Raw genomic sequence first — 1,452 nt, 5'->3', positions numbered from 1 at the left:
TTTTAATGATACGGCGACCACCGAGATCTACACTATCCTCTTCGTCGGCAGCGTCTGATGTGTATAAGTGACAGGGCCCGGCACCTGCGCCTCCTGTGGACAGACCCCGCTCTGGGGAGGAACCGCGTCTCCCGAGGTCAAGGACCCGTTCCCTGCGGTGCGGCGGCGGATGCGCTGAGGCTTCCGGGTGCTCCCGTCCCGCGCGGCCGTGACGCTCTCGGGCTCCTGGGATCCTCGGTCCATGCCCCGACCGCGCACCCCGCTGCCTCCGTCCCTGGGAACGGCGGTGTTCACGGTGGCCGATGCCCAGAGCCTCGGCGTCTCGCGTCGGCGCCTGCGGGGCGACGACCTCCTGGCTCCGGCGCGCGGGCTCAGGATGCGTGCCGACGCCGACGTCACCGAGCTGGATCTCGCCGCGGCGATCACCGGTGGGATCCCCGGCGCGGTGGTCTCCCACCGCAGCGCCGCACGGCTGTGGGGCATACCGCTGCCCTTCGCGGATCGCGCCGAGGCGTGGACGCCGCGGACCCCGCTCGACCTCACCGTCCCGCCTGACGCGTCGCGGCCTCGGGCGTCGGGCATCCGAGCGCATCGGGCGGTGATCCCGCCGGAGCACGTCCGCCGGGTGGCCGGTGTCGCCGTGACCTCGCGGGAGTGGACGTTCATCGATCTGGGGCGGGTCGTCGATCTCCCGCATCTCGTCGCCGTCGCCGATCATCTGCTGCGATGGCCGCGCTTCCCGTTCGAAGGACGTGAGGCCCCCTGGTCGACGCCTGCGCGGCTGGCCGCTCTCGTCGAGCAGGCGGCGCCGCGCTGGGGCATCGCGGAGGTCCGATGCGCGCTCGCCCGCTCCCGTGTGGGCGCCGACTCCCCGCAGGAGACTCGGCTGCGGCTCGCGCTCGAGGATGCCGGTCTCCCCGCGGCCGAGCTCAACGTGCCCATCCGCACCCCCGGCGGCGTGCGCCTCCACGAGCCCGATCTGCAGTGGCCGCTCTGGCGCGTGGCCGCCGAGTACGAGGGCCCGCACCACCGGTCGTCGGAGCAGCTGGACCGGGACATCGACCGTGCCGAGCGGCTGCGACGCCATGGCTGGACCGAGGTGCGGGTGACCGCGCGGGACATGCGCGATGGCTGTCGCCGGGCGGTCGTGCGAGTCGCCGAGGCGCTCCGGGAAAGCGGGTGGGAGCCGGGGCGGACCGGGTGAGCGGGTGGGTGCCGGGGCGGGCCTGCCCCGGCACCCGGCGTTCTGGTCACGGGTGGCCATTACTGAGCACGGATAGCGACCACCAGTGACCAGAACACGCTCTGCAGGGCCCGGGGTCTGGCGTCCCGTCCATGCGCATCCCACCGTCTGCCCCTGGACCGTCCACTCCGCTCCTGCACTGCCCACTCCGCCCCTGAATTGCCCACTCCGCCCCTGAATTGCCCACCCCAGGCCCACTCGCTTATACA

Annotated in this window: 1 protein-coding gene; it reads left to right on the top strand. The window is 72.8% G+C overall.

The window, feature by feature from the left end; translation table 11 throughout:
- Positions 1-241 precede the first annotated feature (241 nt).
- Positions 242-1,204 carry a hypothetical protein gene (locus tag FM110_RS13505; RefSeq protein ID WP_143276402.1) on the top strand — a complete coding sequence of 321 codons (963 nt, stop codon included), beginning with the start codon at positions 242-244 and terminating at the stop codon, positions 1,202-1,204.
- The last annotated feature ends 248 nt before the right edge of the window (positions 1,205-1,452 follow it).

This window comes from Brachybacterium nesterenkovii (genome assembly GCF_900163655.1).
Lineage (GTDB): Bacteria > Actinomycetota > Actinomycetes > Actinomycetales > Dermabacteraceae > Brachybacterium > Brachybacterium nesterenkovii.
Note: the sequence above shows the minus strand (reverse complement) of the source record. Positions and strands in the feature narration are given on the sequence as shown.